At 36.0% G+C, this 22822-nt stretch carries 23 protein-coding genes; 5 read left to right on the forward strand and 18 right to left on the reverse strand.

Features of this window, described 5'->3' with window-relative positions:
• Positions 1 to 18: 18 nt before the first annotated feature.
• The gene (locus ACQ33O_RS04450; protein WP_430994358.1) at positions 19 to 549 is read left to right on the forward strand and encodes a MerR family transcriptional regulator; all 531 of its coding nucleotides are present in this window, start codon (positions 19 to 21) and stop codon (positions 547 to 549) included.
• A gap of 47 nt (positions 550 to 596) precedes the next feature.
• Positions 597 to 1115: a thioredoxin family protein gene (locus ACQ33O_RS04455; protein ID WP_430994359.1), complete on the forward strand. Its 519-nt coding sequence runs from the start codon at positions 597 to 599 to the stop codon at positions 1113 to 1115.
• Here ACQ33O_RS04455 and ACQ33O_RS04460 read toward each other — a convergent pair.
• Genes ACQ33O_RS04460 through rsfS form a run of 6 tightly spaced genes read right to left on the reverse strand, consistent with a single transcriptional unit; the run spans position 1099 to position 7024 of the window.
• Positions 1099 to 2202 (reverse strand): mechanosensitive ion channel family protein, encoded by a 1104-nt coding sequence (locus ACQ33O_RS04460; RefSeq protein ID WP_430994360.1) that lies wholly within the window; start codon positions 2200 to 2202, stop codon positions 1099 to 1101. The genes ACQ33O_RS04455 and ACQ33O_RS04460 overlap by 17 nt on opposite strands.
• An 8-nt stretch (positions 2203 to 2210) precedes the next feature.
• Positions 2211 to 3032, reverse strand: a complete 822-nt coding sequence (locus ACQ33O_RS04465) for a hypothetical protein (RefSeq protein WP_430994361.1) — start codon at positions 3030 to 3032, stop codon at positions 2211 to 2213.
• 21 nt (positions 3033 to 3053) lie between these two features.
• Positions 3054 to 3809: a UDP-2,3-diacylglucosamine diphosphatase gene (locus tag ACQ33O_RS04470; protein WP_430994362.1), complete on the reverse strand. Its 756-nt coding sequence runs from the start codon at positions 3807 to 3809 to the stop codon at positions 3054 to 3056.
• Positions 3810 to 3853: 44 nt separating this feature from the next.
• Positions 3854 to 4480 carry a LutC/YkgG family protein gene (locus ACQ33O_RS04475; protein WP_430994363.1) on the reverse strand — a complete coding sequence of 209 codons (627 nt, stop codon included), beginning with the start codon at positions 4478 to 4480 and terminating at the stop codon, positions 3854 to 3856.
• Between the two features lie 7 nt (positions 4481 to 4487).
• Entirely contained in the window at positions 4488 to 6572 is a 2085-nt protein-coding gene (ftsH, locus tag ACQ33O_RS04480) for an ATP-dependent zinc metalloprotease FtsH (RefSeq protein WP_430994364.1), read from the reverse strand.
• A 47-nt stretch (positions 6573 to 6619) separates the two neighbouring features.
• Positions 6620 to 7024 carry a ribosome silencing factor gene (gene rsfS, locus ACQ33O_RS04485; protein ID WP_430994365.1) on the reverse strand — a complete coding sequence of 135 codons (405 nt, stop codon included), beginning with the start codon at positions 7022 to 7024 and terminating at the stop codon, positions 6620 to 6622.
• Between the two features lie 134 nt (positions 7025 to 7158).
• Between rsfS and ACQ33O_RS04490 the strand changes: the two genes are divergently transcribed.
• A complete protein-coding gene (locus tag ACQ33O_RS04490; protein ID WP_430994366.1) occupies positions 7159 to 7899 on the forward strand; it encodes a biotin--[acetyl-CoA-carboxylase] ligase in 741 nt (246 codons plus the stop codon).
• Here ACQ33O_RS04490 and ACQ33O_RS04495 read toward each other — a convergent pair.
• The 5 genes from ACQ33O_RS04495 to ACQ33O_RS04515 all read right to left on the reverse strand — a co-directional run bounded on the left by ACQ33O_RS04495 (position 7894) and on the right by ACQ33O_RS04515 (position 11961).
• Complete coding sequence (locus ACQ33O_RS04495; protein ID WP_430994367.1) at positions 7894 to 8184, reverse strand: DUF4157 domain-containing protein; 291 nt, start codon at positions 8182 to 8184, stop codon at positions 7894 to 7896. The two genes, ACQ33O_RS04490 and ACQ33O_RS04495, sit on opposite strands and share 6 nt — an antisense overlap.
• A complete protein-coding gene (gene bcp / locus ACQ33O_RS04500) occupies positions 8171 to 8647 on the reverse strand; it encodes a thioredoxin-dependent thiol peroxidase (RefSeq protein ID WP_430994368.1) in 477 nt (158 codons plus the stop codon). The genes ACQ33O_RS04495 and bcp overlap by 14 nt, the downstream gene beginning before the upstream one ends.
• A 59-nt stretch (positions 8648 to 8706) precedes the next feature.
• Positions 8707 to 10443, reverse strand: coding sequence for a M23 family metallopeptidase (locus tag ACQ33O_RS04505; protein WP_430994369.1), 1737 nt, complete (start codon positions 10441 to 10443; stop codon positions 8707 to 8709).
• A gap of 70 nt (positions 10444 to 10513) precedes the next feature.
• Positions 10514 to 11467, reverse strand: a complete 954-nt coding sequence (locus tag ACQ33O_RS04510; protein WP_430994370.1) for a CvpA family protein — start codon at positions 11465 to 11467, stop codon at positions 10514 to 10516.
• A gap of 71 nt (positions 11468 to 11538) precedes the next feature.
• Complete coding sequence (locus tag ACQ33O_RS04515; protein ID WP_430994371.1) at positions 11539 to 11961, reverse strand: YMGG-like glycine zipper-containing protein; 423 nt, start codon at positions 11959 to 11961, stop codon at positions 11539 to 11541.
• Between the two features lie 410 nt (positions 11962 to 12371).
• Between ACQ33O_RS04515 and carB the strand changes: the two genes are divergently transcribed.
• Both carB and ACQ33O_RS04525 read left to right on the forward strand, forming a co-directional pair.
• Entirely contained in the window at positions 12372 to 15215 is a 2844-nt protein-coding gene (carB, locus tag ACQ33O_RS04520) for a carbamoyl-phosphate synthase large subunit (protein WP_430994372.1), read from the forward strand.
• Positions 15216 to 15321: 106 nt separating this feature from the next.
• Positions 15322 to 15882, forward strand: a complete 561-nt coding sequence (locus ACQ33O_RS04525; RefSeq protein ID WP_430994373.1) for an ORF6N domain-containing protein — start codon at positions 15322 to 15324, stop codon at positions 15880 to 15882.
• Positions 15883 to 16444: 562 nt separating this feature from the next.
• Here ACQ33O_RS04525 and ACQ33O_RS04530 read toward each other — a convergent pair.
• From ACQ33O_RS04530 to ACQ33O_RS04560, 7 genes are all read right to left on the reverse strand, one after another.
• Positions 16445 to 17830 carry a Sau3AI family type II restriction endonuclease gene (locus tag ACQ33O_RS04530; RefSeq protein WP_430994374.1) on the reverse strand — a complete coding sequence of 462 codons (1386 nt, stop codon included), beginning with the start codon at positions 17828 to 17830 and terminating at the stop codon, positions 16445 to 16447.
• Positions 17805 to 19100, reverse strand: coding sequence for a DNA (cytosine-5-)-methyltransferase (gene dcm / locus ACQ33O_RS04535; RefSeq protein ID WP_430994375.1), 1296 nt, complete (start codon positions 19098 to 19100; stop codon positions 17805 to 17807). The genes ACQ33O_RS04530 and dcm overlap by 26 nt, the downstream gene beginning before the upstream one ends.
• The gene (locus tag ACQ33O_RS04540) at positions 19090 to 19419 is read right to left on the reverse strand and encodes a helix-turn-helix domain-containing protein (protein ID WP_430994376.1); all 330 of its coding nucleotides are present in this window, start codon (positions 19417 to 19419) and stop codon (positions 19090 to 19092) included. The genes dcm and ACQ33O_RS04540 overlap by 11 nt, the downstream gene beginning before the upstream one ends.
• Positions 19420 to 19506: 87 nt before the next feature.
• Positions 19507 to 19956, reverse strand: coding sequence for a very short patch repair endonuclease (locus ACQ33O_RS04545; protein ID WP_430994377.1), 450 nt, complete (start codon positions 19954 to 19956; stop codon positions 19507 to 19509).
• Positions 19946 to 20692: a hypothetical protein gene (locus tag ACQ33O_RS04550; RefSeq protein WP_430994378.1), complete on the reverse strand. Its 747-nt coding sequence runs from the start codon at positions 20690 to 20692 to the stop codon at positions 19946 to 19948. The genes ACQ33O_RS04545 and ACQ33O_RS04550 overlap by 11 nt, the downstream gene beginning before the upstream one ends.
• Before the next feature lie 290 nt (positions 20693 to 20982).
• Positions 20983 to 21960, reverse strand: a complete 978-nt coding sequence (locus tag ACQ33O_RS04555) for a hypothetical protein (RefSeq protein WP_430994379.1) — start codon at positions 21958 to 21960, stop codon at positions 20983 to 20985.
• Positions 21961 to 21981: 21 nt separating this feature from the next.
• A complete protein-coding gene (locus ACQ33O_RS04560) occupies positions 21982 to 22671 on the reverse strand; it encodes a hypothetical protein (RefSeq protein ID WP_430994380.1) in 690 nt (229 codons plus the stop codon).
• Between the last annotated feature and the right edge of the window lie 151 nt (positions 22672 to 22822).

Consider the following 22822-nt stretch of genomic DNA (forward strand, 5'->3'; position numbering starts at 1 on the left):
TACTATTAAACTTTTTTAATGGCACTTTCACAAATAGCATTTGATTTTTTTGATGATTCTCCGCAGCAACCCTTGCAGGAGAAGAAGAAAGCTGTTGCTAAAAAGAAAGAGCCGAAAGTAGTTGTAGAGTCTGTAGTAATTCCAAGACCCAAGGTAAAATCTACCAGAGGTAGAAAGAGTATTGAAGAGATGAATGCAGGTGTAGAACTGGTGAACGTACCGGATGATGAGGAGTTGTTCTCTAAAATGTATTACTCTATTGGCAAGGTGGCAGATATGTTTAAAGTGAACCAGTCGTTGATACGTCTTTGGGAGAATGAGTTTGATATCTTAAAGCCGAAGAAGAACGGTAAGGGCGACAGGTTGTTTCGTCCGGAGGATATTAAAAACATTCAGTTGATCTACCATTTGATGAGAGAAAAAAAATACACCATGCAGGGTGCTAAAGATTTCATCAAACAAAATAAAAAGGCAGAAGAAAAATTTGCTGCCATTGATGCCCTAAAAAAAATGAAAGGGTTTTTATTGGAGCTAAAGGCGAATCTATAAGCCAGGAATTGCACTAACTTTCACGAATGTTTTATACACGGGATTCTATGAGAACATTTTTTACACTTCTTATATTATTTTTTTCTCACACAATTTTTGCTCAGGTAGAGTACGAAATAAGTCAGGACCCCAAACATCCTGAAGTAACCATCTACCGAGGAACGATCGATAAATATTTATTGCAGAATACTCCCGAATTTGCAAAATGGTATAAACAAAATCAACAAGGGTATGCTCCCGATTCAGCTGTGCTGAAAAGTTTTGAAAAAGCAAAAGATACAATTCAGTTTGTGATCTTTGGCGGCACCTGGTGTGACGATACTCAATATATACTGCCAAAGTTCTTTAAACTGCAGGAGATGTCCGGCATTCCTGATTCTTCTATTACTTTATTCGGTGTGAACAGAAAGAAAGTGGCGTTGGGTCATATTGCCGAAGCATTCAATATTACGGCTGTACCAACCATTATCATTATGAAAGAGGGTAAGGAAATGGGCAGGGTTGTCGAATATGGTAAAACCGGTAAATGGGATAAAGAGTTAGCGGAAATTATTCGTGTTCTCTGATATCGTTGTTTATGGCAATTGTATTTACTTCTCCGGCAAAATTGATCTCATTCTCTTCCAGCATTTTTTTTATTTCAAAGTTGATGGTTTGTTTAAGTGTATCAAATTCATCCATTGAAAATGGTTGTGTAAAATATTCTACCGTAACTACAATGCCATTTCTGCTGATGTCTTTTACAAACACTGAGTGAGATGATATTTGATCTTCTCTTGCTGCCAATGATTTTTTTATAGCCTCAGTTAATGCTTGTGTAAGGGCCAATGATGTTTTTGATGATAGTTCTAATTTTATTTCTGCTCTTCTGTTTGTACGCATGCTGAAGTTATCAACCATAGTGTCAACCATTTGTTTATTGGGTACAGTAACCAATGTTTTATCGGTAGTACGGATACGGGTGCTGCGTAAACCAATATGTTCAACTTTACCTGTAACTGTATTTACTTTTACTATGTCGCCTGTGAAAAATGGTTTATCAAAAAAGATGATAAAAGAAGCGATGAGGTTTTCTAAACTTTCTTTGGCGGCAAGTGCTAATGCGGCACCGACAATGCTCAGGCCGGTTAATAATTGGCCAATAGGTTGATGAAAACAGGCTTTGATAATTAATAAAACACCAATTACACCAATGATTACTTTTAAAAAATCTCTGAAGAAAACAATAAGTTGATCATCTCTTGTATCGGCAGTAAGATTGGCTTTATGCTCCATTACCATTGCAACAAAATCTACAAAACGCAATAACAACCAAGTAAACGCAATGATGATGATACCGATACCAAGTCTTGATGCAATATCACGGGTGGTGTGTCCGTAAATATCATATTCAAGGGCCTGCGGAAAATTAAGTTTATCAATTGCAAAAATGGAAATGAAAATAACGAGAAACCATTCCAGTGGTTCAACAACAAGATCAACAAATGTTCTTTTTTCAATGGTTGACCAAATTCTGTGTACCAACCTGTAGCATAGTGCAGCAATATATCTCGACAAATATCTTTTTAAAAGCAGTACAACTAATATTGTTGTGCCAACAATAATATAACTGCGAATGGTGTTGTTGAAATGTATCTCGTCTAAAAAATTCATGAGCAAAATTACTGAACTTTATATATCTCTAATCCGTCGCGTTTTAACAGATATACCTTATTGTTTTCAATTTCAATTTCGGATGTGTTTGAAAAAGATGCAGGTAAAGCATATTCTTTTAAATTCAAAGATTCCAGCGGGTATTTGTATAAACAGGTATCTCCAAATCCATAAAGATCTTTATTAAATACTTCTACATTTTTCCAATGTAAAAAAGGGATATTGCTTTTTAGGGCTCCATAATAATCAAAAATGTAAAAGCCTTTATTGCGGTCATACAGATACACAAAATTGTCCCTGTCTATAATTTTTTCCGGAGCCGGAAGTGTATCAAATATTTGCCTGAAATCAATGGTTTCGCTGAGTACGTCCCCGTTATCATCAATTTTTTTTAGCTTCCCGTCACCTTCGTCGAACAGCCAAATATTGCCATCGTAAGATGTTGTGATTGCCTTAACCTTGAATATATTTTCTCTACGCAGATTGATCGTGTTACGTTTATTCAGAAATCTATCCAGTACAACAATCGTAGAAAAATTCTGATAATACAATAATAGTTTTAAAGGATTGGTTGCATCTATGGATGTTAGCTTTCCATATTTACGAACATCGTTGAATACGCCAACACTATCTCCATTGCTATTTAGTTTTTTTAATTGATTACTGTTATTAACCAGGTAGATGTTGTTTAAATTATCAACGGTGAAATAAGCAAATTCGCCGGGGATGATTTTGGTTAGCACGAATGAAGAATCTTTTTGAGCATTTGTTGTTTTGACTACAAAGGCACAAAGGCAAAAAGGAAGTAATAAATATAAAAGAAACTTCATTGATAATGTCTTTAAGCCCTTTTAGGGTTTTGTGGTATAATATTCCAACTTAGTGTTTTCTCCATCAAAAACTGCATAGCTGTTGTAATTGATCCACTCGCCAAGATTGATGTATTTGCTTTTTTCATTCAATGCAAAATCTATAGGCAGATGTCTGTGTCCAAAAATAAAATAATCAAAATGCTCTTTCTGCAAAACTTCCTTGCAATGTATCAATATCCATTCGTTCTCTTCCCCCAAAAACTTTTGAATATGTTCCTGTGTTGTTGAATTTCTGCTTCTTGTAGAAAAATAATTTGCAATACCCATGCCAATTGCCGGAGGAATAATGCCAAACAACCATTGACAAACGGGATTTCTAAATATCTTCTTTAAAAATTTATATTTATGATCTTTCGGACCAACACCATCGCCATGTCCGATCTGAAATTTTTTGCCGTTGAACTCAAAGTTTTTAGGTTCAAAATAAACATCGATGTTCAGCTCTTTTTTGAAATAATTGTTCATCCACATATCGTGGTTACCAACAAAAAAATGTATGCGAATGCCGCTATCAGTAAGCTCTGCAAGCTTACCTAGCAATCTCACATATCCTTTTGGAACAACGGTTTTGTATTCAAACCAGAAGTCGAACATGTCACCAACTATGAAGATCTGTTCTGCTGAATTTTTTATTTCATCAAGAAATTGAACAATGCGTTTTTCTCTTTGCAAACTTGTAGCTGCATCAGGTGCTCCCAAATGAAAATCAGAAAGAAAGTAGATTTTTTTATTCAATGTTAAAGTAAGTTTGAAACTTACTATAAAAGTAAGAAGAAGTATTAAGACTTAGCCGGGGTATCTACTAAAAACAAGTAAACCTCTTTTGGGCCATGCACACCTGTTACCAATGTTTTTTCAATATCGGCGGTACGGCTTGGCCCACTTGCGAAAGTTATAAGTGAAGGAATATTGCCGGCATATTTTTCTTTGATGGACTGTAAAGCATCCTTTATATCAAAAACCAACTGGTTGGTAAATGCTACACAAATATGTATCGGGGCATATACGCTTGTTGTACGACCATCTTGTTGTGCTGCGCTTAATACAATGGATCCCGTTCTCGCAACTAAAAATTCGCAACCTGTTATAGATGCGTTACAGGTTTCTAAATTGATCGTATTGCTGAATTGTTTATTCCATCTATTATCGTTGCAATATATCTTTGTCCATTCTTTTTTATCGATAAGTTGACGCAATTGAATTAGCAGGTCATTTTCATCCATACAAAAAACAAACTTACCTTGCAACTTTGTAAACTCATGTGCGAATATGACTTCCAGTTCATCCGTTGGCTCAGTGAATACAGAATTATTCCCTTCGCTTTGAGAAAAAGGCAAAGGCACCGGATTACTCAGTGCCTGCCTAATTCGTTTTAATATATTTTCTTTTGCCGGTGTTACAGACATGTTGAAATTATATTTGTGGTGGATGAAGTTCGTTTTCAGGAAGCTCTCCGGTTGGGGCTTCTGCTACTGCACCCTTAGCTTCTTCATCCGTTAATAATTTTTTTTCTTCAAAAGGCCTTTTGCCAATCAATGCTTCTACATCGCTTTTGAATAACACTTCTTTTTTCAATAATTCTTTTGCAAGCAATTCCACATCGCCTTTTTTCTCTGTCAGCAATTCCTTTGTTCTGATGTAGGCTCTTTCAATTAGTTTTCTGATCTCTTCATCAATCATCTTTCCTGTTTCTTCGCTGAAAGGTTTGGTAAAAGTATTTTCCTGATTAGGATCGTAATAACTGATATTGCCCACTTTGTCATTCATACCATATACGGTGATCATGCTGTATGCAATTTTGGTGATCTGTTGCAGATCATTACTTGCACCTGTACTTATTTTACCAAAGAAAATATCTTCTGCAGCTCTTCCACCCAAAGTCATACATATCTGATCCATCAATTGGTCAGTATTGTACAAGTATTGTTCTTTCGGAGTGTATTGAGCATATCCCAATGCAGCAGTGCCTCTTGGTACAACAGTAACTTTTAATAACGGATATGCATGCTCTAAATACCAACCGCAAATAGCATGGCCTGCTTCGTGGTATGCAATGATCTCTTTTTCTTCAGGAGAGATGATCTTGTTTTTCTTTTCCAACCCACCGATGACCCTGTCGATAGCATCCTGAAAATCCTGCATATCAACCGCTTCTTTATTTTTACGGGCTGCTATCAAGGCCGCTTCATTACAAACGTTCGCAATGTCGGCTCCTGCAAATCCGGATGTTTGTTCTGCTATTTTATGAATGTCTAAATTTCCAACAGTTTTAATCGGACCAAGATGCACTTTAAAAATTGCTTCTCTACCAACAAGGTCTGGACGATCAATAGAAATTTGTCTGTCGAACCTTCCCGGACGAAGCAATGCACTATCCAATACATCCGGACGGTTAGTAGCAGCTAGTATAATGATTCCAAGATCGGTGCCAAAGCCATCCATTTCAACCAACAGTTGGTTCAATGTATTTTCTCTCTCATCATTACTCATCATTACATTTTTACCTCTTGCTCTACCAATGGCATCTATCTCATCAATGAAAATGATACACGGAGCTTTTTCTCTTGCTTGTTTGAACAAGTCTCTCACACGGCTTGCGCCCACACCTACAAACATTTCAACAAAATCGCTACCGCTTAAACTGAAGAAAGGAACCTGTGCTTCGCCGGCAACTGCTTTTGCCAATAATGTTTTACCTGTACCCGGAGGGCCTATCAATAAAGCGCCTTTTGGAATTTTACCGCCAAGTGCTGTATATTTTTTTGGATTTTTTAAGAAGTCAACAATCTCCATTACTTCTACTTTGGCTTCATCTAATCCGGCAACATCACCAAAGTTGATATTTACTCTCGATGCTTTATCGAACAAAGTGGCTTTTGATTTTCCTATATTGAAAATACCACCTGGTCCGCCGCCTGCACCACCTGGCCCGCCTACTTTACGCATCATCATAACAAACAGCAAACCAATTAATAAAACAGGTAAGAGTGTGCTGATCACCTGCCCGAAAAATTCACCTTCGTCATCGGGAGAATCTTCAACAGGTTTGATGGTTGGATTCTGTTGATAGAAGCTACGCATATCATCAGAAAATGTTTTATCATCTATAATGTTGAAGTAAAGTTGTGGTTGGCCTTCTGCTATTTTTTCTACTACTGCATAATCATGGCCAAGTTCTTTTTTATAGAAGTCGGTTTTTTTAATAATACTGTCTTTGTTTAAATAAACTCTTACAATTTTTTTATTACGAATGGTCTTGATTTTTTCTACATCACCTTGTTTTACAAATGAAAGAAATTTCAATTTGCCTGTTTCCATTCCAGCAGTTGCACCGCTTCTATAATAGCCATATACCATAATGGCCGCAAAGGCCAAAGCATATATCCAGTAAATATTAAAACGGGGTTTATTCTTTGGTTGATTATCGTCTCCAAAAGGAGGTGTGTTTCCCGGGCCGAATTTTTTATTGGGGTCTTGTTGATTATTTTGATCTGCCATAATTTATTTAAGTATTCTAAAAGATATCAGGTGATTTTTTATTGAGTTTAGTCTTTGTGTTCCATCATGGGAGCATCGCTCCACATTTCTTCCAGTTGATAAAACTTTCTTGGTTCGGGCATCATGATATGTACTACTACATTGATGTAATCGATCAATATCCATTGCTGTGCAATTTTACCTTCATGTTTATACGGAATTTCGGCACATTTGTCTTTTACTTCTTTCTCAACAAAATCGGCGATCGCTTTCAATAAGGTATTATTGTTTGCTTCGCAGATAATAAAGAAATCTGCAACAGCTTCCGGTATTTTCCGGAGATCAAGGCTAATAATATTTTCGCCTTTTTTCTCCTGTATTGCGTGAATAATTGTTTTAACAATTTTACTACTTCGGGTTAATCTTGTTACACTGCTTTTCTTTGGAGCAGCAACTTTTTTCTCTTTACTCAATCCTTTATATTTTGGTTTTAATATTACATGGATTTTGCCATGTGCTAATTTTTTGTAGCAATTTCAACTTATTGTTTTTATAAGTAGATTGCAATGGTACTCAAAAGTACTATTTCTTTGTCAATCGGTGTATTATGACTTCTATTGAAAATTCCTTTACAATACTAAGTTCGGTAGATAGTACCAACAACTATGCCATGGCAAGGGTGCATGAAGGATTGGCGAAGCATGGAGATGCATTCTTTGCAGTAGAACAAACGGCAGGAAAGGGCCAAAGAGGGAAAAACTGGCAAGCAGCTGAGGGCCAAAACATTGTTTTGAGTGTTGTAGCTGAACCTTTTCAATTGAAAACACATCAGCAATTCAGTTTTTCCATAGCAGTTGCTTTAGCATGTTATGATTTTTTTAACGGATATGCCGGCGATGAAACTAAAATAAAATGGCCAAATGATATTTATTGGCGTGACAGAAAGGCAGGGGGGGTGCTTATTGAAAATATAAATAGGGGCAATAGCTGGAACTGGAGTGTGATCGGTGTGGGTGTGAATGTTAATCAAACCGTTTTTGAGGCTTCATTGAAAAACCCTGTTTCTCTCAGACAAATTACAGGTAAAGAGCATAATGTGATTGCTTTGGCTAAAGAACTTCAGGCTTCTATTATTAGAAGGCTAGAAGAACTTCATAGTTCAGGCGTTTCGACATTACTTACAGAATACAATCAACATTTGTTTAGAATGAACGAATTGGTAAAACTGCGTAAGGATAATCTTGTTTATGAAACAAAGATCATGGGTGTGAATGTTGAAGGGAAACTGCTTACAAGAGATGCTTTTGATAGAGAAATAGGTTTTGAATCGGTTGAATGGGTCTTATAGTTTTTCCGCAGCTCTGGCTTCTACTTCAAAACGATTATTAGTATATCCGTTCTTTATACTTTCCCAGAGATACAGCAGTATGAATTTTATAAAACCATAGTGCTTGAATTGTTGTACATGGCAGAGCTCATGCTTTACCCAACTTTCATTTTTTAAAAAATCTTCTTTTTTAGTATTATAGAGATGAATGGTATTTCCCAATACCATTGCTACAGAAGTGGTGTGAAGCTTTTTTGCCGCCAGTTTTGCTAAAAAACTGTTTTCTTTTATTTTAACCTTGCTCAATTTCTTCCCAGGCTTTTAATATTTCTTCAGTATGTTCTTTGCTTTTGGGTTTCAAAAATATTTTTCTGATTATACCTTTTTCATCAATCAAAAATGTAGTACGATGCAGGCCCATATAAGTTCTTCCGTATAATTGCTTTTCTCCCCAGACCCCGTATTTGTCAATAATGCTATGATTGGGATCCGCTACTAATGTAAAAGGCAGATCATATTTTGTTTCAAATTTTTTGTGTTTTTTGGGTTCATCAGGACTAACCCCTAAAACAACAAATCCGTTTTTCTTCAGGAGGCTGTAGTTATCTCTAAGGTTGCATGCCTGTACTGTGCAGGTTGGGGTATCGTCTTCCGGATAAAAATACAAAACCACTTTTTTGCCTTTGTAATCAGTCAACGAAACAGTATTACCGTTCTGATCTTTTTCCTTAAATGTTGGTGCTTTTTGGCCTTCAGTTAAATTTGTCATTCAGGTTAGTTATATGTAGTTTCTAAACCATGGTCCATGGTCTATAGTCCATCGACCATCTATCTTGTAAAATTATATGTTCTTTCCGACCGATTCCCCACACAATCCTCCACACTGATTCTTAATACATGATCACCCGGAGGGCAATGTTCATCAAACTTATAAATGAATGTTCTGCCTTTATCATTGCTGAAACAAACCCATTGATCATCTATGTAAGCGTTAAAATTTTGCAACTCTTCAGTATTATCGATAATAACAAACTTTATAGAATATTGTTTGCTCATATCCATTCCATCTCTAAAACCCACCGGTGTAATTGTTGGAGGAATAAGGTCTTCTATTAATTGCACATTGCCGAAAGCTCTGAACTTTGATTGATACCAGCCGGGTTCATTCTTTATTTTCACTGGCTCAGCTTTTGCATAATCATCTTTGCTTCCCCACCAGCGGTGCATGACTAATTTATCGGGAGATGATGTAGTAGTGTTTCTTATTCTAATGGGAAATTTACATTGTACCGGAACATTTCCATTGTGTAATAGAAAGATATTGCTGCCATCGGTCTGTGGCGTTTCTCTATATTTAAAACGGACAGAATCGTACAAGGCATTTTCAGGCATGAAAAAACTGATCTTATCGTTTTCAAAAATGTTGATATAATTCGGATGAAATTCTTTTGGATCATAGAACACCGATCCATCATCTTCGTTTGTGGCCTCACCTTTTATGTCAAATTTTATGGTAGAAGTATTGTCGTTCGGATCTTTTACTTCAATCGATATATGATGAACATTCCCATCTGCAATATCAATAACTCCATCGCCGCTTACATCTTTATAAATACCGTAAGTATAGCCTGGTAGTCTGGAAAGATGTTGAACGAAAGGCCCGCCTGTACTGCGTAATTTGTAATCCACGTGTGCATTCAGGTATCTTGTTTCATCATAGCTGATACTATCCATTTGAAAGCCTACAACAGGCTTATCGTCGTCGTACAATATAGCTTCGTAAATACCATTTTGGTTGGTAGAGCCGGTATATTTATCAAAAGCCGTAATGGCAAAACTCACCTTGCTTGTTTTCTTTAAAATAAGAGCGGGGGAGGTAGTATAATATCCGCCAACTTTTTTAAGCGTATAAAATTGCGGCGACTGCTCGTAAGTACTGATAGTTCTATCGTATACGGCTAAACGAAGAAGAGAGGGTGGAATATTATCTGGTACCGGAAAGTCAAATAATAATGGATTTAATACTTTGTCTGTTTCAGTGTCTCTAATTTCAAAATGTAAATGTGGCCCCTGGCTACCTCCGGTGTTGCCACTCAACGCTACTTGTTGTCCTTTTTTAACCTCAAGCAAATGTGGAGGAATATCTATAAAAATTGCCCAGTTTTTTTGTTTGTACTGTTGTTCTTTTACATAACGTTGCAATGCCGGGTAAAAGCTGTTTAAGTGAGCGTATAAAGTTGTAAGCCCGTTTGGGTGATTGATGTAAATAGCTTGCCCAAAACCGGAGGGTTCAATTTTTACTTTTGCAATGTATCCATCAGCGGCAGCTAAAATCGGTACATTTTCTTTTTGATCTGTTTTACAATCCAAACCCATGTGAAAGTGATTAGGTCTGAGTTCTCCGAAGTTGGCCGCCAGTGCTATTTTAGCCTGCACAGGCCAGGCGAAATATCCTTTCGGATATTTTTTTTCAGCAAATATTTGCGCCGATATGCTTAAGTGTAGCAATAGCAATATATAAATACAAAACTGTTTTTGCAGAAAGTGTGCAAGAGATATATTCAAATCAAATGGTTTAGTATTACAAAAGTCGGGCATACTAAAGGTAGAGCAAAAATTATTTTAGTAACGGGTGTTAATTTCTGAATTCCTGCGATATCATTAAACCATATTCGCCTGCATCTAATATACCAATACCAATTCTTCCAAAAGCAGGGTTTAAAATATTGGCTCTGTGTTCGGGAGAGAGCATAAGTTGTGTGTGCGCTTTATACAGATCATGTGAGATTGCAAGATTTTCGCCGGCCACTGAAAAAATTATTTTAGCCCTTCTCATCCGCATGAATGGATCAACACCTTCCGGTGTGTTATGAGCAAAATAGCCTCGTGTAAGCATATCACCGGAATGTGCCGTGGCAACTTTTGTTAACTCTTTATCGTATGCAAATGGTGGCAAATGTTGAAGGTTTCTTTCTTTATTAAGAATATCGAGCATTAATAATTCCAAGTCGGTTCTTTTGGAAAAATTATTTGATTTGAAGGGAAGTTTACTTCCTTGTTGAATTTCTCCATGGCCTGCCGCAGCAACATTTTCATAGTCGGGAGTTTTTTGTTTTGTTGGTAGAATAGTATGTTCTGGCATTTCTACTAAAGTCGTTACCCAACTGAATGTCCTGCTTGTTTTTATAGATGCATTTACAATTTCATTGTCGAAAAAAAAGTTGTTTAGGTTTAAGCAAGCGTATATCATTGCAAGACTCAGCGCTATGCCGGGGATAATGCCTGTTAATTTATTTGCAAGATGTTTGCTGACTTGAACGGGAATAGCTCTTTTTAAAAATGACATTAAGATGTAGTACAATACAAAGAAAAAAACGGTAGGAATCACGAGCGCTAAAGTCGTATTATACGCATTGTTGGGAAGTAAAGTATCTAAATAGGAGCATATGTTTTTTTGAAGTAATATACCGAAGAAGATAGCCGCAGCAAGACTGATCATATCTATTAAACTAGAGATGAATCCTTTTTTATATCCCAAAAATATTCCTATAATAATGATGATCAGAGAAATGATATCGGTATAATTCATGGCTATATTGTCATTGATTGATACTTGGTCTAAAAAAGCGGAGCATTTCAACTCCGCTTTATACGCTAATGTTATTTTACCCTGCCATCTTGTTTATCCTGCGAACGACCGATGCCATAACCTACACCACCACCTATAACACCACCTATAACTGCACCGGCTACACGATTTCTTTTGTTAATGATTGCGCCTGCTACTGCACCGGTACCGGCGCCAATTGCAGTTCCCTTAGCGGCTTTACTCCAACCTTTTTTCTTAGCCGGGGCTGCAGCTGTTGTGGTTTGAGTTGTTGCAGGCACTACAACGGTTTTTTCTTTTACTACTGTGGTAGTTGCTGCAACTTTTGCATCACGTTCTGCTTTCCATTGTGAAAATGCTGCAGAATCTTCTGACGAAACGCCTAATACTTTGGTATCATCTGTAACGGCCGTTTTGTTGTTTTTACAAGAGACCATTAAAACTGTTGCTGCTAATATGATCGATATCTTTTTCATAAAATTTAGTTTTAAGTGAACAATAGACTTTAAAGTCTTTTCACTGGTATGACTTGAAAATAATGTGCCAGTTAAGCTTGTAATTGTTAAAATAATGTCAAGTTGATTCATTGCCACAGGTAGCGGCCTGCCTTTTAGTTATTTATGAATTTTAGTTTATCGGAATTATGTAAATAATTTATTTGGCAGACTATTATAAATTCTTCAGTATTCACTTATTTTCCTGCCAAAATTGTAACAAAAACCCCCTTATGTAAAAAATAGTTGAATAGAACTGTAATAGTACAAGTGAGTGACACAACAATGCTTAATAGAAGCACTAAAGCATGGTCAATAAAATGAAAAAACAAAAATATTTATGCTCTTCAAGCCTTAATTTTGCACCCCGACAAACAACACTGTTTATACCCATGCCAAAAGACAACTCCATAAAATCAGTATTAATTATCGGCTCCGGACCTATTGTTATCGGACAGGCCTGCGAATTTGATTACAGCGGTACGCAAGCAGCCCGTAGTATCAGAGAAGAAGGCATAAAAGTTATTCTTATTAATAGTAATCCGGCAACCATTATGACCGACCCAATGATGGCTGACAGGGTTTACCTTTTACCACTGGAAGTAGAAAGCATTGAACAAATTTTAGAAGAAAATGATATTGATGCTGTTTTGCCAACCATGGGCGGACAAACGGCTTTGAATCTTTGCAAAGAAGTAGATGAATTGGGGATCTGGGAAAAATACAATGTAAAATTAATTGGGGTAGATATTAAAGCCATTGATAAAGCGGAAGACAGGGAAAAATTCCGCCAGTGGATGATAGAGATGAATATACCGGTTTGTCCGGCACATATTGCTAACTCGTTTTTAGAAGGAAAAGAGTTTGCTCAAAATATTGGTTTCCCGTTAGTATTGCGTCCTTCATTTACCCTTGGGGGTAGTGGTGGTGGAGTTGTATTTAAAAAAGAAGAATTGGATGAAGCGTTGAACAGAGCTTTAACTGCCAGTCCGATACATGAGGTGCTTGTAGAAAAAGCGGTGTTGGGCTGGAAAGAATATGAATTAGAATTATTGAGAGATAATGCAGACAATGTTGCGATCATTTGTACGGTAGAGAATTTCGATCCGATGGGAGTTCACACAGGAGATTCTATCACTGTAGCCCCTGCAATGACATTAAGCGATACAGGTTTTCAATTGATGCGTAACACTGCTATTAGTATGATGCGTAACCTAGGCAATTTTGCCGGTGGTTGTAACGTACAGTTTGCAATGAATCCGCAAACAGAAGAAATTATTGTGGTAGAAATAAATCCTCGTGTGAGTCGTTCTTCTGCATTAGCGTCTAAGGCTACGGGTTACCCAATTGCAAAAATTGCTGCTAAGCTGTCTATTGGTTATAATTTAGATGAACTAAAAAATCAGATTACCCAAAGTACTTCAGCATATTTTGAACCGGCATTGGATTATGTAATTGTAAAAGTACCTCGTTGGAATTTTGATAAATTCAAAGGAGCCGATGATACATTAGGTTTTCAGATGAAATCGGTTGGTGAGGTAATGGGTATTGGCAGAAGCTTTGCTGAAGCGATACAAAAAGCTTGTCAGAGTTTAGAGAATGAAGCAGTTGGCTTGGGTTATTACGGCCAAAGTTTAATGAAAGCAGATGACTTAATTGAGTACATTAAGATACCGAAATGGGATAGAGTTTTCAGAATTAAAGATGCATTGATGGCAGGAGCCAGTGTAAAACGCATTTGCGAAAGCACGGGTATCGACAGATGGTTCATTTACCAAATTCAAAAAATTTGCAATTGCGAAAAAGAGATCATGAAATATGATCTGAAATCTTTACCGGATGATTTGTTGAAAGAAGCAAAATTTTTAGGCTTTAGCGACGAACAGATTGTTCGTATCATGAAAGAAGAAAATGCAGAAGATATTTACGAACGTAGAAAGAAAATGGGATTGACCAGAGTATACAAAATGGTTGATACTTGTGCCGCAGAGTTTGAAGCAAAAACACCTTATTTCTATTCTACATTTGAAAATAAACCGACGAACGATAGTAAACTGATTAGTAACGAAAGTAAACGATCAGACAAGAAAAAAATAATCGTATTGGGTAGTGGTCCTAATAGAATTGGTCAGGGTATTGAGTTCGATTACTGTTGTGTGCATGGATTGTTGGGTGTAAAAGAAGCAGGTTACGAAGCCATCATGGTAAACTGTAATCCTGAAACGGTAAGTACGGATTTTGACATTGCAGACAAATTGTATTTTGAACCTGTTTTCTGGGAGCATCTATGGGAGATCATTGAGCATGAACAACCGGATGGTGTGATTGTTCAGCTTGGTGGGCAAACTGCTTTAAAACTTGCAAAAAAATTACATCAAAAAGGGATAAGAATTGTTGGTACATCTTTCGACAGCATGGATATTGCAGAAGATAGAGGAAGGTTTAGTGATACATTAAAGGAGTTAGGTATTCCTTATCCTAAATACGGAACTGCTTATAATACAGATGAAGCAATTGAAGTAGCAAAAGAAGTTGGTTACCCGGTGTTGATTCGTCCGAGTTATGTTATTGGCGGACAAAGAATGCGTATTGTTCTAAACGATGAAGAATTGGAAAAAGGAATTCTTAGTTTGATCAAACATTTACCGGGCAATAAAATTTTAATTGATCATTTTTTAGACAGATGTCAGGAAGCAGAGATCGATGCAATATTTGATGGTGATGAATTTCACATCATGGGTGTGATGGAACATATTGAACCGGCGGGTATCCATAGTGGTGATAGTAATGCGGTATTGCCACAGTTTAATTTATCGCCATTGATCGTTCACACCATGGAAGAGTATGCTGAGAAGATTGCACGAAAGTTAAATATTAGAGGATTGATCAATATTCAGTTTGCTATTAAAGATGGTAATGTATATGTGATAGAAGCTAATCCAAGAGCTAGTCGTACAACACCTTTCATTGCAAAAGCGTATCAAATTCCATACTTAAACATTGCAACTAAGGTAATGCTTGGAGTAAATAAATTAAAGGACTTTAAATTTGATAAAAAGATGACAGGCTTTGCAATCAAGGAGCCCGTTTTCTCTTTCAATAAATTCCCCGGTGTAAATAAAGAGCTTGGCCCTGAAATGAAAAGTACCGGCGAAGCCATTCGCTTTATCAAAGATCTTCGTGATCCATACTTCAGAACTTTGTATAAAGAGAGAAGCATGCATTTGAGTAAATAATTCAAAGTTCGACCTTGATACGATAAATAGCCAGGCATTTAAATGTCTGGCTATTTTATTATACAACCTTTTGCATTTTACCAACGTCTGATTTCAAAAAGCCACCATGCAAATAATACAAAGCATCCAAAACAGGATATATGAAATTAGAGGTGAAAGAGTAATGTTGGACCGAGATCTGGCATTTCTATACGAAGTAGAAACCAGGGTATTAAATCAAGCGGTAAAGCGAAATATTAAACGTTTTCCCAAAGATTTTATGTTTCAGCTAACAAAAGAAGAGTTTGAAAGTATAAAATTTCAGGTTGATACCGTAAAAGATCAATTTAGTATGTCATCACAATTTGTGATGACATACCCAAACAAGCGTCCAATCTCAGCATTGCCCTACGTCTTCACCGAACAAGGCGTAGCTATGCTCAGCGGTGTTATTAACTCCGACAAAGCCATTAATATGAATATTGCCATCATGAGAGCTTTTGTAGCAGTACGACAAGTATTACTAAAACAAAATGACATTAAAGAGCAGCTAAAAGAAATTAAAGAACGTATTGGTGAGCATGATGTGCAACTCAACCAAATATATGACGCAATGGAAAATTTATTGGATGAAAAAGCTGCCCAACGTAAATGGGATGAGAGGGAAAGGATTGGGTTTAAAAAATAACTTATAATAAACGTTTTATTTTCCGTTTAATACTACTACTATTTATCAAACAGCTATATAAATTTTGATATTCGGCTTCTGTAAGTCTTTTTCACAGCAACGTCCCCACCTACGCACAAGCTCATAGAGGAGACGTTGCCGGGAAAAGAAGAACGAAGAACCACTCACTTGTACCGCATACCGTTATTGAGCTTTTATTGAAGCAGTTGATTGTGGGAAATGGGTCTTGTGACAGCAGCCAAGGTGAAGAATACCACACTAATTACATGAAAATATTATACTTGACGCAACGTCCCGTGCCGGAGACGTTGCTGGGACAAAGAACGAAGAATCACTAGCTTGTACGGCTGACGCCATACTTGGCTTGTAGCTGGCGATAACCACAGCCGGTGTTCAGGTACTCCTGAATAACTTGGTCTTTTTGGTCCATTTTTAGTTGTTTTTTTAGACAACTTATTTCAGGATGAAACATTACAATAGTTGAAACACGGCTTCCGTCAGCCTGCATTTTGGCAATACCAATGTAATCGGCTGCCCTTCTTCGTTCCGAGTCAGCACTGCTTTATTTGAGATAAATTTCATCTCTGATGTAATTGCTATTAAGCCAAAAACAATGTTTAGTATAGTCTTTCAATTTTGAAACCTTATCCTTTGTCGGCAAAGGATATGTATCATTTGCATTTTTTGCATGGGGTCTTACATGAGAAACTGTGTTAAATTCCTTGTTTGGGAAATTCGTATAGCGAATTTTATTTACTACTTTTTCTACAATGTCGCCACTTGCAACTATAGCTTTTGTCTTAGTCCAAACTTTTTTTGCCTGCAAAATATCTTTATAAGGCATATTCCAAAATTTTACCTTTTTGAAAATAAGTTGTCCCTTTGAAAATTGAAAAAATACAAAGAGGAACTTATGTTCTAGTAATTCTTTAAACTCCGAAGTTTCCCAGTCTTCTTCAATTAGTTCCTCATATTTAAAAGTTGGGAATGAAATATCTTCTTTCGGAAGGTTGTTTTCTTTAAGTCTTACAGTCTTCACTATTATTTCAGCTTTTTCAAACTCTTCAATTTCTTTGTCGAGTTCAACACCAAGAATCGCTTTGGTCAAACTTGCATAAAAGCTTTTCGCATTTAAATTTAGTTTAATTCCTAATTTTTTAACTATTTGGTCAATTGTCAAGCCATAATAGGGTTTAAATTTCGATAAAACAATCTCCTCTAAGCTTTTCTTTTTAACTTCTGTATTAGATTTGATGAGTTTGCCATAAACACCTGTGGCTTCATTGGCGATTGAAGCGATTATATGATTAACATATCCTTGTTTCAAAGAATAGGCTCTTTGCTTTGCAGGCAATGGATTGTTGGGTTGTGGCCTTTCATTGCCACCTTTCCCTCCTTTTGTACATGCACCTAAGTAGAAAGTATCACCTTCTGATAATTCATGTGCCTTACCATCAGTAATTTTCTTTTTTATGGTTTCCCAATCTCTTTTAATAATTTCTAAATCATTAACTGGAAAATTCCATTCATCTACTAATTTGATGATGTAATCTAAAAGATTCTGATTGGGGTTGTGTAAATAAAAAATCAACAAAATATTGGCGTTCTTTTTCCAAAACGAACTTGTTGCAAAATCTTGATTTACGACTTCGAGATAGTTTATAATATTGAGAACTAATCTTTCCTTGGAGCGAAACTCTTTATTCTTTAATTGTTTTAACGGAGAAGATTTAAGTTCAAGACCTATTTCGTTGAAATCTGCTTCTGATTCAGAGTTTGGCTCATATTGGAAGTAATACTTCTCAAGTATCTGTCCAAAATTTCCTTTGCCAGAATATGTATGTTTTAAAATTGTTGAATCACAGGCCTCTCGAAGTGTTTTGTTTCTTAATTTTTTTGCGAAGGTTAAAACTGATTGTTTGTCAGACTTGTTGTACAAGGGCTTCATTCTCAATTTTTTCCTTTAAAGCTAAGCCGATTTTTTCAATAACACCTACAACCAATGCATTTCCCATAAAGAAAGCTCTTTTTGTATCTGAGACGCCATCTAATTTTGTATGATTGTCTGGAAACATATTCAGTCTCTCAAGCTCGACAGGGGATAACCGTCTATACCCTTTTTTAGTTTGTATGACATGCTTAAACCTTGAAGGAGATGAACCTCCTTCACCAGTAATGATAGTCCGTGATGGTTTGTTTAGTGAGTCAGGAAATACCATACCGCCCTCGCTGTAATTGTATTCAAACCCTTCTGTGTTTACACGGATTTCTTTTTTGGGACCTTTTAAATAGCGCCATTTATCGAGGTCTTTGTCATTAATGTAAAACTCTTCGGTTACTTCCCCATTCTGAATAATGTCATTAAGAACAACTGGCTCACCATAAAATTCAGGAAAGGTTTTTAATGTTGTTACAATACCCCTAATCATAACTCCACTATTTTCAAATAGTGATGCTCCGCCATTTTTATTAAAAGAAGAAGATATTTCAACAATATCACCATTCAATTCAAATTCTGTGGGGAGAACCAACTCGTTTGAAGTAACAGGAAAGGCAGAAGCAAGAGTCCCTTCATTAAGTATCCAATCTCTAGGATCACATCTTTTGAGGTCTTTGTATATGGATGCTGTTTTTAGGTATGCTAAAATGAAGATTCTTCTTCTTCTTTGTGGCATTCCATAATCAGCCGCATTGATTATTCTCCATTCAACTGCATAGCCAAGGTCATCTAGGCTTTTTAAAATTATTGCAAAATCCCTTCCTCGTTGTTTAGAGGGTGAAATAAGTAAGCGGTCAACATTTTCCAAAAAAATGTACTTTGGCTTTTTCTTTTTTTCGCTTAATATTTTATGTATTGACCACCATAACACACCTTTTTTGCCAATTAGTCCTTTTGAGTTTTTTAATGTAGTTGCTACGGAATAGTCCTGGCAAGGGAAGCCGCCGACTAACATGTCGTGGTCAGGGATTTTTGTTACGTCAACAGTTGTTATATCCTCGTTGCTGTGTCCATCTTTACCAAAGCGTTGCTCATATACTAATGAGGCATGTTGCGTTTTTGTCGATGGTTCCCATTGGTTACTCCAAACAACTTCATATACTGACTTAACAGATTTGGTATAGCCTGAAGAGGCGGATTTCTTTTTCCATCCTTCTAATCCTAGTCTGAAACCGCCAACTCCTGCAAACAGTTCTGCAACCCTAATTTTATTTGGCATTGTGATTAGTTTTTAAATATTCAACTTTATCTTCTGCAACTCTGAACGTATCTAAGTCTGCTTCTTCTTCAAGTATCTTGTAAGCGAATTGGTCGCTTAACAACTCTTTCAATAATTTTTTTTCATCGATTTTATAAAATGCAGCTAATTGTTTAACCTGTTCCTTTGTTGCTTGTCTTTCATTGCGTTCAATTTTGCCAAGCAGAGAAGTGTCGATACCAATGTTTGTTGCTACTTCTCTCAAAGGAAGGTTTGCCTTTTCCCGTATTGTTCTGAGTTGCTCCCCAACTGTCGATATGTTTTTTTTGGAAAATGCCATTTGGGACATATTTTGTCCAAATGTAGGAGAAGAAACTGAGAAGGACAAATTTTGTCCAAAATAGTTTTCAACATGAGGTTAACAAAATCAATATCCGATTTTGCGTATTATCGAATTTAGTGTTTTATCAACTTTATGTTTCTTTAACTGGCATTCCCAAACATTGATTACTTTCCATTTCATTTTTTTCAACTGCATAATCTTTTCCTTATCCCTTCTTACATTATTACTAAATTTATTTTCCCAAAATTGCTTATTCTGTTTAGGTAATTTATAGTTACAATACGTACATCTATGCCAAAAGCATCCATTTATAAAAACTGCAACTTTTCGTGAAATAAAGCAAACGTCTGGCTTTCCTGGAATCTTCTTTGGATGAATTCTATATCCCCTTATTCCATTTTTCCAAAGTAACGTTCGCAAAAGCAACTCGGGCTTTGTATCTTTTCCTTTGTTGTTGCTCATGACTTTTGATACATTCTCACTTGAAGGAGTGGGAGATCTTTTATCCCTTACATATTTCTTTTTATCTGCCATTTGGAACAAAACGAAAAGCTGCTTTACCAATCTCAATTCCCCAAGGAAACATTCTAGCTGCAAAATAACCTATAGGCATAGCACCTCCTAACAATTCTGTTTGAAATTCTTCCTTTCGAATTATCCTGCTAAACCAACGGTCTCCTCTGTTAGCCTCTTCGCATAATACAAGGCCAGCAAAAGTTAATGCAAGAATTCTCGCTGGTATTAATCCTTGTTTAGTTGATAATGGTTGATAAGAGGAATTATTGAAGTCAGGTAAATGCTTATTAACAATAAGAATTACTTCATTGACTAAAGATTGTAACGTAGGAGGAGTAAAGCCATGATGAGTTGTGTCACTAGATAAAGTCGAAACATCAGGTATATTGCCGAGTATATTGAATGAAATGTCTTGAAATAGTGGTGTCAAATCAAAATTCCTAGTTCCGGCCCATTCTATCAATTTATCAACAATTTCTAAATGCAATGGCGCATTTACGATATTATGTTGGGGATTTTGTAGCTCTAAAAACAAAGAATGTTGGTGTATTTGATGTGTGTCGCAAAGACCGCTAGTTCTGTTTCGTCTTATGGCTGTAGTACAAGCTGAAAACCGACAAGCGTTACTACTCTTGTCATAATTTAGTTTATTATTATTTAAATGAAACCGAGTGCCGGGGGCAACCAAATCTCTGATGATAATCTGCCATTGAGAATTGGGGTCAGTAATAGATGCAGTTGGAATTGTAGGCATATTAAGTAAAGTGTCGTTTTAATTATTTTAGTTTGTCCAGCAAAGTAAAGTAAAAGATGAATTTTAATACTGCCGCCGATAGGGTTGCCGATAACGAGCAGGGCTTTATGCAGGTTGGGAATTAGGATTCCGTCTGCCGATAACCGCTGCTGATTGAAAATATGTTGATGAAGTTAAGTACAAAAGCTGATAGATTTTCGTCTGCTGGAACTGATGCTGGGATTTGCACTTAGCTGATGTTACAAGGTCAAGCCCAACTTGCATAAAACCCAATGTTGCCTGCAGTTTTGCTAAGAAAATGTTTCATTTGATTTTACTATGTAAGCAATTTCTTTTCCTGAAAATTTATTCTCTGATTCCATTAATTCAATTTCCTGATTATATACATTAAACAGTCTCTCGACTAGCTTTTTAGGTTCTGTAAATAGTTCAATAATCCCAACACATATTGTTTGAAAAAAACCATAAGTATATTTTAGATTATGAAGCTGTAAATCCTTTTCATATTCTGAAAGCAAATATTCCAGTTCATCTTCTATTTCGGAAATTGATTTATTAGAGCTAGCTACATTATTAATCCAATTTTTTAAGGCAAGAAATTTATTCCTGCTACTCTCATCACTTTTATACTCTATTATGTGCTCCCAACTTACATCGGCTGATGGCAAAGGCATTCTATTTAAAACTATTCTATGTACTTCTTGCTTTTTCGTATCAGAACCCTTTTTGAAAGAATTAATTGACGATAGTAGCGGAATACATGTTGCACTATCTTTTTTAAGTGAATAATATATCGAATTCAGTCTTATTTCTCTTTCCATCCATTCTAATGCGTCAACTTTATTTTTCTCATACGATTGACGAATTGTATCTAACTTACTTTCTATTAGCTTTCTATTGTATTCATTTACACCTCCTCTTAAATATGCCTCATATATTAGTGTATTCATGAATTGCTTTGGGGCTTCTTTTGATTTTTCAATCGCCTTTTTCAATGATTTATCAATAGATTCATTTGAGATTTCGCTGTGGTGAACTGGTTTCACTAAATAATTTTTGTCCATTAATATTTTGAATCGACAATACCTTTCATAATATCCAGGCAAATCCCAAAGGTCTGATAAGTAGGCAAAGTCAATTTCAAAGAGAGGTAAGCAAACTTTGTCAAACAATAATAAATTTCTCTTTAATTCTCTTTCAAAAGGGGTAAAAAGTTCATCAGGCAATATTGCGGAGATAGAAGTTTGGAATACTATTAATTCAGCCATAACAAGTGGAATTTATAATATCTATTTTAATAGCTTGACGATTTCACTCAATAGCAAATCAATAGCTTGGGAATAATTTACTTGCTGCTCAAGTGGTGTATCTTCCTTATTAGAAATATGGGTATGAAGATAAAGGTCTGCGATTTTTCTAGAAGAATTGTCTAGCGTATGCATTGTATCCTTAAAGCTTTTCGGGCCATAATTATTCGCAACTTCTGAAAAGGATTTTTTGCTAAATATTGGTGGTATATGGTCAAGTAAAGCTCTGACCAATATTATTGTTGCGATGAAACATCTGTCGCTAAATGTGTGATTGATTTCGTCACAAAGTTTAATTACTCTTTTAAGGTCAAAACTTGAATTATTAATTGAGCGTAAATCGTCAATCCTTATTTTGTTCACATATGGATATTCAACAGTAACAGCTTGCTTTCTTTCTGCTGCGAATTTTCTTATAAAATCATTCGTAACATCATTAAAAAGCTTTGCAAGTGTATGTGGTTTAAAAAAAACATATTCGCCAGCAAAATAGCCTTCTTTCAAAGCTTCTTGACTAGCATTTATTTTGGTATGGTAGTCATCGGGATGGTCGTAAGCAAAGACACGAAACTCTTGAATTTCTTTTAAGTCATATTTGCGACCTGAATAAAAGAAGCTGTCCAGTCTATCTTCGAAAGCAGAAGCGATAGTTTCAGTGTCTTCCTTACTCAAACGCTGAATTGTATAATATGTCTTTGGTAACTGTATGCAAACTGTGTATGTCATAATAAAATTGCAGGCAACACAAATATATATGATATTAGACGCTATCATAGATTTTTTTGAAGTTGAAAATCAACGTTTTAGTATTATACTTTTTGTA

The sequence above is a fragment of the Ferruginibacter sp. SUN002 genome (assembly GCF_050611725.1).
Classification (GTDB): Bacteria; Bacteroidota; Bacteroidia; order Chitinophagales; family Chitinophagaceae; genus Ferruginibacter.

Excerpts from the sequence above, each read along its gene's own strand:
- dcm (WP_430994375.1), bottom strand. The coding sequence starts at position 19,100 with ATGCCAAATAAAATTAGGGTTGCAGAACTGTTTGCAGGAGTTGGCGGT.
- carB (WP_430994372.1), top strand. The coding sequence starts at position 12,372 with ATGCCAAAAGACAACTCCATAAAATCAGTATTAATTATCGGCTCCGGA.
- ftsH (WP_430994364.1), bottom strand. The coding sequence starts at position 6,572 with ATGGCAGATCAAAATAATCAACAAGACCCCAATAAAAAATTCGGCCCG.
- ACQ33O_RS04450 (WP_430994358.1), top strand. The coding sequence starts at position 19 with ATGGCACTTTCACAAATAGCATTTGATTTTTTTGATGATTCTCCGCAG.
- ACQ33O_RS04540 (WP_430994376.1), bottom strand. The coding sequence starts at position 19,419 with ATGGCATTTTCCAAAAAAAACATATCGACAGTTGGGGAGCAACTCAGA.
- ACQ33O_RS04545 (WP_430994377.1), bottom strand. The coding sequence starts at position 19,956 with ATGGCAGATAAAAAGAAATATGTAAGGGATAAAAGATCTCCCACTCCT.
- ACQ33O_RS04475 (WP_430994363.1), bottom strand. The coding sequence starts at position 4,480 with ATGTCTGTAACACCGGCAAAAGAAAATATATTAAAACGAATTAGGCAG.
- ACQ33O_RS04510 (WP_430994370.1), bottom strand. The coding sequence starts at position 11,467 with ATGAATTATACCGATATCATTTCTCTGATCATCATTATTATAGGAATA.
- ACQ33O_RS04490 (WP_430994366.1), top strand. The coding sequence starts at position 7,159 with ATGACTTCTATTGAAAATTCCTTTACAATACTAAGTTCGGTAGATAGT.
- ACQ33O_RS04550 (WP_430994378.1), bottom strand. The coding sequence starts at position 20,692 with ATGCCTACAATTCCAACTGCATCTATTACTGACCCCAATTCTCAATGG.
- ACQ33O_RS04455 (WP_430994359.1), top strand. The coding sequence starts at position 597 with ATGAGAACATTTTTTACACTTCTTATATTATTTTTTTCTCACACAATT.
- ACQ33O_RS04465 (WP_430994361.1), bottom strand. The coding sequence starts at position 3,032 with ATGAAGTTTCTTTTATATTTATTACTTCCTTTTTGCCTTTGTGCCTTT.
- ACQ33O_RS04530 (WP_430994374.1), bottom strand. The coding sequence starts at position 17,830 with ATGAAGCCCTTGTACAACAAGTCTGACAAACAATCAGTTTTAACCTTC.
- bcp (WP_430994368.1), bottom strand. The coding sequence starts at position 8,647 with ATGACAAATTTAACTGAAGGCCAAAAAGCACCAACATTTAAGGAAAAA.
- ACQ33O_RS04460 (WP_430994360.1), bottom strand. The coding sequence starts at position 2,202 with ATGAATTTTTTAGACGAGATACATTTCAACAACACCATTCGCAGTTAT.
- ACQ33O_RS04525 (WP_430994373.1), top strand. The coding sequence starts at position 15,322 with ATGCAAATAATACAAAGCATCCAAAACAGGATATATGAAATTAGAGGT.
- ACQ33O_RS04555 (WP_430994379.1), bottom strand. The coding sequence starts at position 21,960 with ATGGCTGAATTAATAGTATTCCAAACTTCTATCTCCGCAATATTGCCT.
- ACQ33O_RS04515 (WP_430994371.1), bottom strand. The coding sequence starts at position 11,961 with ATGAAAAAGATATCGATCATATTAGCAGCAACAGTTTTAATGGTCTCT.